Origin of the sequence: Streptomyces flaveus (genome assembly GCF_014647675.1) — a bacterium.
Taxonomy (GTDB): Bacteria; Actinomycetota; Actinomycetes; order Streptomycetales; family Streptomycetaceae; genus Streptomyces; species Streptomyces flaveus.
Genome location: NZ_BMPQ01000033.1, coordinates 90722 through 99145, shown reverse-complemented (window position 1 = coordinate 99145; position 8424 = coordinate 90722). Strand labels below are relative to the sequence as shown.

7 protein-coding genes and 1 pseudogene are annotated in these 8424 nt (G+C 69.2%); 6 read left to right on the top strand and 2 right to left on the bottom strand.

All coding sequences use genetic code 11. The features are described from left to right. From IEZ21_RS39190 to IEZ21_RS39180, 3 genes are all read left to right on the top strand, one after another. Positions 1–680: transposase family protein (locus IEZ21_RS39190; RefSeq protein WP_506004891.1), on the top strand; the 680-nt coding region annotated here is incomplete at its 5' end. Positions 681–748: 68 nt separating this feature from the next. Continuing rightward, positions 749–1291 carry a DUF5753 domain-containing protein gene (locus IEZ21_RS47225; protein ID WP_308429690.1) on the top strand — a complete coding sequence of 181 codons (543 nt, stop codon included), beginning with the start codon at positions 749–751 and terminating at the stop codon, positions 1289–1291. Then, on the top strand, positions 1288–1485 hold the full coding sequence (locus IEZ21_RS39180; RefSeq protein ID WP_189326586.1) for a DUF397 domain-containing protein: 198 nt from the start codon (positions 1288–1290) through the stop codon (positions 1483–1485). The genes IEZ21_RS47225 and IEZ21_RS39180 overlap by 4 nt, the downstream gene beginning before the upstream one ends. 149 nt (positions 1486–1634) lie before the next feature. Here IEZ21_RS39180 and IEZ21_RS39175 read toward each other — a convergent pair whose 3' ends face one another. After that, complete coding sequence (locus IEZ21_RS39175; protein ID WP_189326585.1) at positions 1635–2114, bottom strand: helix-turn-helix domain-containing protein; 480 nt, start codon at positions 2112–2114, stop codon at positions 1635–1637. A gap of 192 nt (positions 2115–2306) precedes the next feature. Between IEZ21_RS39175 and IEZ21_RS39170 the strand changes: the two are divergent. Beyond that, positions 2307–2645, top strand: a pseudogene (locus IEZ21_RS39170) (STAS domain-containing protein); the annotation flags it as partial. Between the two features lie 101 nt (positions 2646–2746). Here IEZ21_RS39170 and IEZ21_RS39165 read toward each other — a convergent pair. Further along, a complete protein-coding gene (locus IEZ21_RS39165) occupies positions 2747–4249 on the bottom strand; it encodes a carboxylesterase/lipase family protein (RefSeq protein WP_189326584.1) in 1503 nt (500 codons plus the stop codon). Positions 4250–4367: 118 nt separating this feature from the next. Between IEZ21_RS39165 and IEZ21_RS39160 the strand changes: the two genes are divergently transcribed. Continuing rightward, complete coding sequence (locus tag IEZ21_RS39160) at positions 4368–7496, top strand: NACHT domain-containing protein (protein ID WP_189326583.1); 3129 nt, start codon at positions 4368–4370, stop codon at positions 7494–7496. Between the two features lie 209 nt (positions 7497–7705). Continuing rightward, the gene (locus IEZ21_RS39155; RefSeq protein ID WP_189326582.1) at positions 7706–8353 is read left to right on the top strand and encodes an HAD family acid phosphatase; all 648 of its coding nucleotides are present in this window, start codon (positions 7706–7708) and stop codon (positions 8351–8353) included. Positions 8354–8424 lie beyond the last annotated feature (71 nt).

Sequence of the window (8424 nt, the reverse complement as noted above, 5' to 3'; positions counted from 1 at the left end):
CCCGAGGCACCACCGCGCGCCGGGACGCGCAGGTGCGGCACGCCTGCTCCGCACTGATCCGGCAGGCGAAGACCACCGGGGCGAGTGCGCTGGTGATCGAGGACCTCGGCTTTGACACCGGCCGCGAGCGGTGCGGCTGGATGGGCAGATCCGGCCGGGCGTTCCGCAGCACGGTGGCCGGGATGCCGACCGCGAAGTTCGCCGCCCGTCTGGTGGCGATGGCACACCGGGCGGGCCTGGCGGTGATCGTGGTCGATCCGGCGTATTCGAGCCGCTGGGGCGCCGCCTACTGGCGCGCCACCACCGGCACAACAACACATCAGACGTCCCGGCACGACGCTGCGGCGATCGTGATCGGGAGGCGTGGCCAGGGCCTGGGCGCGCGACGCAGGGCAGAGAAGACCGTACCCCTCAGGAAGAAGGAAGCCGCCCCAGCCGGTAACGGCGAACCGTGTGCGACGACACGCGGCCGGGCCGGTACGGAAGACCATCGCCCCCACATCGCGCACACACCCACCCGGCCCCACCACGCACCCAGGGTCCGCGCCTGCCCCGAGGACCGTGCACGCGATGCACGCCGCCGACGAAAACAGGCAACGGCCCAGCCCGCCGAAGACCGTTCGCGGCGGGCCACTGACAGGCAGTCCTGGACGCAGGACTGCCTATGGCTCAGTGAATAGGAACGGTGAACAGGGTGTAGGTGCGTGGAAGTTCCATTGCTGACGCCTCCAAGGCGCGATGCGGCTGAGTGCTGAACGTGGGATCTCGGAAGCGTCGTCGACGCGGGCGCCGGTCGCGGTGGCTCTGCCGCCCCCATGGGAACGGGCTCGTCCGGTACGGCCCGTGGATCCGGCGGTGCACTTCCGCGACGGCGAACGTCCCCCCGCGTCTGCACGCCATCATTCACGAGGCGGCCCTGCACATGGTGATCGGCGGCCCTCATGTCATGCGCGACCAACTGGCACACCTGATCCGCGCCGCCGCCCACGAACACGTGACGGTCCAGGTCCTCCCGTTCGACCGGGCCCATCACACCTGGGTCAGTGCCCCGTTCCTGTTCCTCAGCCCAGGTGTGCCAGGCTTGGAGACCGTGTTCATCGAGCACCCTGCCGCAGCACTCAGCCTCCACGAAGCCCAGGACCTGGCCCACTACCGTGCGACCGTCGCCACCCTGGCGCGCAACGCACTCCCGGCGATCGTCCCCACGGCCTCACCCGACCGTCATGAAGAACGCGACTCCTGGGGCCTCATCCAGCACGTGCTGTACACCCATCGAGGAGCACCCCAATGACCGAACTCACCTGGCAGAAGTCGTCGTTCAGCGAAGCCGGGGGCGCCAACTGCCTCTACGTCGCCACCACCCCCACCGGCACCGTCCACCTCCGAGAGAGCGACACCCCGGACGCCGTCCTCACCACCACCCCCACCACCCTGGCCACCCTCATACGAACGCTCGCCCGAACCCCACACGTTCGGGTGACATGAAACGGTTCGCCCCCGCGTAACGATCACCGTGCGCGAGCCTCGCCTCATGCACGAGAACGTCGAGGCCCTGCCCTCCTGGGACAAAATGGCCCGCACCCGGCCGGAGCCGATTGTCCAACAGCCTGTTGGACAATTGCCGCGTGGCCACATCACGGCCCTGCGTCGCCGGACCGTTCGGCCCCCGCCGCACTGCCCCCCGCCGTCACCCCCGCCACCTGCTCCGCCACCGCCCCGATCTTCGCCAGCCGGGCCAACGTGGGCCTCGACAGAACCTCCCCTATGTCATGCAGGGCCACGATCAGCTCGTCGACCCCGTCCAAGGGCGCGTCCTTGCCCGCGTACAGGAGGATCCCCCTGTACTCCTCGGGCGAGATGGTCCGGCCCGGCAGTTCGATCTGCTCCGCTTCCGCGAGGAACAGCGCGGGGACCGAGGTGTCCAGGGCCAGGGCGATGGCGGTCAGTTCGGCTGCCGTGAAGGCGCGGCGGCCCCGTTCGGCCTGGTGGACGGCCTGGCGGCTCCAGGGGCGGTCGAGGTACTGGCCCATCGCCTCGCCCAGTTCCGTCAACGAGAGCCGTCGCGCCTCCCTGAAGCGCGCGATCTGCTTTCCGATGGCCTCTTCGACCCGCACCCGTGCTCCTCGCGTCATCCCCCACAATCCGCTACGTCACTCTTCATGATGACAGCGAAAGTCCACCGTTGACAAGCCTCATCGGCCGCCCTACCGTAGTTCCACACAACTCGCTGTCACTCCACGGAATGACAGTGCGATGACGGCACAGTGCCGACTCAAGACGACCCAACGCCGACACAGGAGACCGACGTGCGCGACTTACACCTGAACTCCATCCCCGCCGGCAGCAACTGCGCCGTCCTTCAGGTCGCCGGCGAGATCGACGTCTACACGGCTCCGACGCTGCGCGAAGGCATCATCGACCTCCTCGACAAGGACGTCGTCCACGTCATCACGGACATGCGGAACGTGGATTTCCTGGACTCCACCGGCCTGGGCGCCCTCGTCGGCAGCCTCAAGCGGCTGCGCACCCGCGAGGGTTCGCTCAGACTCGTGATCGACAGCGACCGTATCCACCGCATCTTCCGGATCACCGGACTCGACCGCGTCTTCTCCATCCACCTCTCGCTCCAGGAGGCGATCACTGCCGACGGACACTGGCGAGCGGCCGTAGAAGGCGGCGGCCACAGCATCGAAGAGTGGTGCCATCGGCACGAGTTGCTCCCGGACCAGCCCGGACAAGCCCCGGACTAACCTCCCAGCGGCAACGCCCCGAACACATGCCCCCGCCAAACCCCTCGCGACCCCTCCTCCGGATACGCCGCCACAGCCGGACTCGTATCGAAGAGCTGGACGAGCCGTCGTTCCAGGTCGTACGCGGGCCAGCCGGGGCCATCACCGGACGCGAAGCCCGTCCATGCGGAGCGGAAGTGGGCGGACAGCTCCTCCGCCTCCGCAGGCGGCGTCTCGCCGAACAGCATCGCGGGCAGGCCCCCGTCCAAGTTGCCGAACACCAGCGGCACATCGAGCCCATGGCAGGCGCCGAGCCCTCCGCCCATACCCGGCGCGGCCCACGTCAGCTCGTAGAAGTGCGCGCTCCCGCCCGCCTCGACCTGCGCCTCGGCCAGCCGCAGCGACGGCATACGGAACAGCCAGTCGGAGTTGACGAGTTCGTACAGTTCCTCGGGGCCGGCGTCCGGGAAGGCGGCGCGGTACGCCTTCTCCCCACCGGGAGCGAACGCCTCCAGCGCCACAGTCGCCTGAGCCTCCGTCACCTCGCCGATCATCCCGCCGAGCGCCATGAAGAGGCGGTACTCGTCACGCGTGTGCCCGACGACGAGCTCGATCTCCCGCCCGGCCCCGTCGGCCAGCGCCTGCCACGGATCGACCGGCAGAACATCTCCGTCGACGACCGGCGCGAGCGGAACCGACGTAAGCGCGACCGGCCCCCACCGCTCCACGGACCGGCGCATGGAAGCACTCACCGCATCCCCCGCCGCGGGCAGCCGACTCGGCGCCACCGAGCCCAAATCGGCCACCGTCGGCCGCAGCCCCAGCTCGTCGGCGAAAGCACCGGCGAAATCGGCCGCGAGCTCGGCCGAGAAGAACGTACCGGGCACGCTCTGCGCGACAGCCCGCCGAAAGAGCCCGGCCGCGCGCGGCATCGCCAGCAGCGCGGCCACCGATCCGGCCCCCGCCGACTCGCCGAACACCGTCACCCGGTCCGGATCGCCGCCGAAGGCCCGGATGTTCTCGCGCACCCACTCCAGCGCGGCAACCTGGTCGAGCAGCCCCCGGTTGGCCGGCGCCCCTTCTATGAGCCCGAATCCCTCGATCCCCACCCGGTAGTTGAGCGTCACCACGACCACGCCCTCGCGGGCCAGCCGCGCGCCGTCGTACTCGGGCAGACTGGCCATCCCGATGCTGTACGCACCCCCGTACAGCCACACCATCACCGGCAGCCCGGCGCCCGAACCCGGGTCGGGCGTCCACACGTTGAGCGTCAGCCAGTCGTCACCCGCGTCCTGGGACAGCGCGTCCATCCCGAACGCCGACGACTGCGGAGGCGGCGGCCCGTACGCCACAGCCTTCCGTACGCCGTCCCAACCCCGAACGGCCCGTGGCGCCCCGAACCGCAGCTCACCGACCGGCGGCTGAGCGAAGGGAATCCCGCGGAACACCGCAAGCCCCGACTCCCCTTCCCCTCGCAACACCCCTGCTGTCGTACGGACTTCGGGTTCGTCTGCACTCATCGTGACTCCCTCTGAAGGCAGGTCGGACACCGCGGATCCTCCCGCGACCCGGCCCCCGGAGCCAATGGGTTTACCGGCTACGCTGATCACCCACCCGCCATGCCCTCGGGGGAGAGACATGGAACCAGCGTCCATAGGCGTCCGGTTGGCGTCGAGCGTGATCAGCCCGCTCGTCAGAAAGCTGTTCGTGACGGAGGGTCCGGGAGCGGGCCTGGTCGACAAGCCCGTACGCATATCGGCGTACGTCTCCTTCACCGGCGAGAAACGGTCCCTGACCGAGAAGGACGTCACCAAACTCGCCGCCGAGCTGGTCCGACGGGCCCTGAAGAGCGGCGAACGCCCCTTCCCCGCCGACGAGGAGCAGGCCGTGGTCCACGCCCTGGCCGGCACCCTCCACGCCCTCGGCGACCTCGCCATGACGGACGTACAGGCGGTGGAGCTCGGCCACTCGGGTCTCGCTCTCCACCTGCGCCAGGCCGCCGGGAACCCCGACCGTGACCTCGCCTTCGACTCGGCGCTCTTCTACGAGCGGCTCCTCGACACGGCCTGTCTGCACATCCTGCACTTCTTCACACAGCGGTCGGCCTTCGTACCCCGCACACTCGTCGAGCAGACCCGCCGCCAGGCCGAACTCCTGGCGAAGATGGACGAGTTGATCGCCCGAAACCCGCTTCCCAGCAGCGTGGACGAGACCTTCGAACGGCGCTACCTCTCATACGTAGCGACCAGACACAGTCAACTCACCATCTACGGCATCGACTTGGCCAACTCGCCCGACCGCTGGCCCCTGGACGCCGCCTACCTCACCCTCCAGGCCCTGCGCCCCACCGACGACCAGGAGCCGGAGGGCGGCGGCTACATCGCCTCGCCCGGCAGCCCGCTTCCCGCCGAAGAGGCCTTCGCCGACCACGGCCTGGTCCTGCTGCGCGGCGTGGCGGGCTCGGGCAAGACGACGCTGGTGCAGTGGCTCGCCGTGACGGCGGCGCGGGGTGAGCGCGGGGACCGCGTCCCCTTCGTACTGCCGCTGCGTACGCTCGTCCGCCGCGCCGACGGACTGCCCGCGCCCGCCGACTTCCTGGCCGCCGCCCGCGTCCCCATCCACGGCGCGGCCCCGGACGGCTGGCCGGACCGGGTGCTGACGGCGGGCCGCGGACTGCTGCTCGTCGACGGCCTCGACGAGATCCCGGAGCCCGACCGCGAACGCACCCGCCGCTGGCTGCGCGACCTGATCGACGCCTACCCGGGCAACCAATGGCTGGTCACCTCGCGCCCCTCAGCCGTACGCGAGGACTGGCTCGCCGCGGACGGCTTCACCGAACTGGCCCTCTCTCCGATGAGCCCCACCGACGTGGCCGCGTTCATCGAACGCTGGCACACGGCGGCCCGCATCGACGCCCCGGACCCGGAACGCCTCACCGCGTACGAGACCTCGCTCATCGAGGCCGTACGCACCAAGCCGGACCTGGGCCGACTCGCCACCAACCCCCTGATGTGCGGCCTCATCTGCGCCCTGCACCGCGACCGGCGCGGCTATCTTCCGCACGAACGGCAGGAGTTGTACGACGCCGCCCTCTCCATGCTCCTCGCGCGTCGCGACCAGGAACGCGACATGCTCCCCCAGGATCCGCGCGACGGCATCCAGCTCACCGAACTCCCCCAGATCCAGCTCCTTCAGCGCCTTGCCTACTGGCTGATCCGCAACAACCGGCTGGAGATGGACCGCGAACGCGCCGAACGCATCATCGCCGACGCCCTGCCGTCCCTGCCGGCCGTCGCAAGCCAGGGGGACGCCTCCGCGATCTACCGCTATCTCCTCATACGCAGCGGACTACTGCGCGAACCCGCCATGGGCACCGTCGAGTTCGTCCACCGCACCTTCCAGGACTACCTCGGCGCGAAGACCGCGGTGGAGGACGGCGACTTCGGGCTGCTGGTCCGGAACGCGCCCGACTCCCAGTGGTCGGACGTGATCCGTATGGCCGTGGCCCATGCTCGGCCTCGCGAACGGGCCGCGTTTCTGAGCGACTTGCTCGACTCAGCCTCGGCCGACCACATCGGCGGCGGTGCCCGTGACCGCATCCGGCTGGTCGCCCTCGCCTGCCTCGAACACGCCACGGAGCTCGACCCGACGGTCCGGGCCGCCGTGGAGGAACAGGCGGCCACGCTGCTTCCGCCGCGTTCTACGGAGGAGGCCCGGGAGCTGGCCTCGGTGGGTCCGCTCGTCCTGGAGCTGCTGCCCGGCCCGGAGGGCCTGTCCGACGCGGAGGCCAGGGCGGTGGTGGTCACCGCCTCGCTCATCGGCACGGACGCGGCCGTCCCGGTGCTGGCCCGCTTCCGCACGCACGCGTCCCTGTCCGTGCGCGCCCAACTCTCCTGGACCTGGCAGCGGTTCGACACCGAGCAGTACGCGACCGACGTCATCGCCCACCTGCTGCCGGACGAGCTCTTCTTCGTCGTCCACTCGACCGCCCAACTGCGCGCCCTGTACTCGCTCGGCGGTCGACCCCAAGTACAGGTCATGGGGGACATCGAGCCGGCGGAACTGAGTTCCTGGCTCGTGCCGGACGAAACCCGCCAGCTCGCCCTGCGGCGCAACCAGAAGCTGCGTGACCTGAGCTTCGTTTCGCGGCTGAGCAGGCTCGATTATCTGGACATTAGCGAGAGTCGGTACGTGGACGACCTGGCACCATTGGCCGAGCTGCCGCTGAAATGGCTGTCTTTGGACCTTATGGCGAGCTTGGAGAGGCCGGGTGCGCTGGCCGCGCTTTCGGCTTCGGCCACCCTGCGCGAGTTCGACACCGGCGTTCCCCTTCACGGTGATTCCGTCGATGCCGCACTCCCCGAGCTACCGCTCACGTATCTGCGATTCACCAAGAATGCCCTCAAGTTCACCGGACTGCGCGGACTGCGTCATATGCGCTCGGTGAAGACGCTGAGTCTGGGACGCCTCTTCGAACCGCTCGCCCCCGAGGACTACGAAGAGGTCGCACTGCTCCCGGAGCTGACGGAATTGCGCCTCAACTGGACCGCGGTCCCGTGGACCCGGGGACCTGTTCTGCCAGGCATTAGGCACCTTCACTTCAACAATTTCACCGGAAACGAAGATCTCTCGGCGGTACCGGCTTTCTTTCCAGGGTTGGAGTCGGTCTCATTCCGCCTCGCCCCGGAGGCGACCGAAGTCCCGGAACGCGTCCTCGCGCTTCTGCCCGGCACACACACCGTCCGGAAAGACCACATCGTGCTGTAGCCCTGCCCACGGCACAGCCGAGCACCGACCTCTAGCCCAACTCCACTTGGGCACCCTACAGTTACCAGCCGGTAAGGCCTTGGCCTCCCTGTGGCCTCACACGCCCGTGACGATGCAGCGCGACCCATGTCCCGCAGTACTTCCCGTAGTACTTCGCGCAGCGCTCCACGCGGTGCTCCAACGCGACTCAGACGCGAGAGGAACCCCCCATGACAGGAAGAACCTGGAAGCGCCTCATCGGCGTGACCGCCGCCGCCACGGCCGTCACGGCGGCCCTGATGACCCCGGCCGCCACCGCGAGCCCGGCAGCAGCCCCCGCCGCGGCACCGGCCGTGGCCACCACCACGGCCGCCGCAGCGGCCGACGTCGACTACGACACCTGGCAGAAGGACTGCCGGGCGGTCATGGACGAGGCACTCCCGTACCTCAAGCAGCGCATCGCCGACGCCGCCGCGGGCGAGAAGCAGGCGATCGTCTTCGACATCGACAACACCACGCTGGAGACCGACTTCGGCTTCAGCTACCCGTCCCCGGCCAACGCGCCCGTCCTCGAAGTCGCCGAATACGCCCAGGACCACGGCGTCGCCCTGTTCTTCGTCACCGCGCGCCCGGACATCATCGCCTCCGCGACCGACTACAACCTCAAGCACGCCGGCTACAAGGTGTCCGGGCTCTATGTCCGCAACTTCGGCGATCTCTTCAGGGACAAGGCCGAGTACAAGACCGCCAAACGCGTGGAGATCGAGGCCAAGGGCTACACGATCATCGCGAACATAGGCAACACCCCCACCGACCTCTCCGGCGGCCACGCGGAGAAGACGTACAAACTGCCGGACTACGACGGCCAGCTGTCGTGAGCCACCCGTAGCCCCCTGTCGGGCACGCGAAGGGGGCCGGTGCTGAAAAGCACCGGCCCCCTTCGCGATTC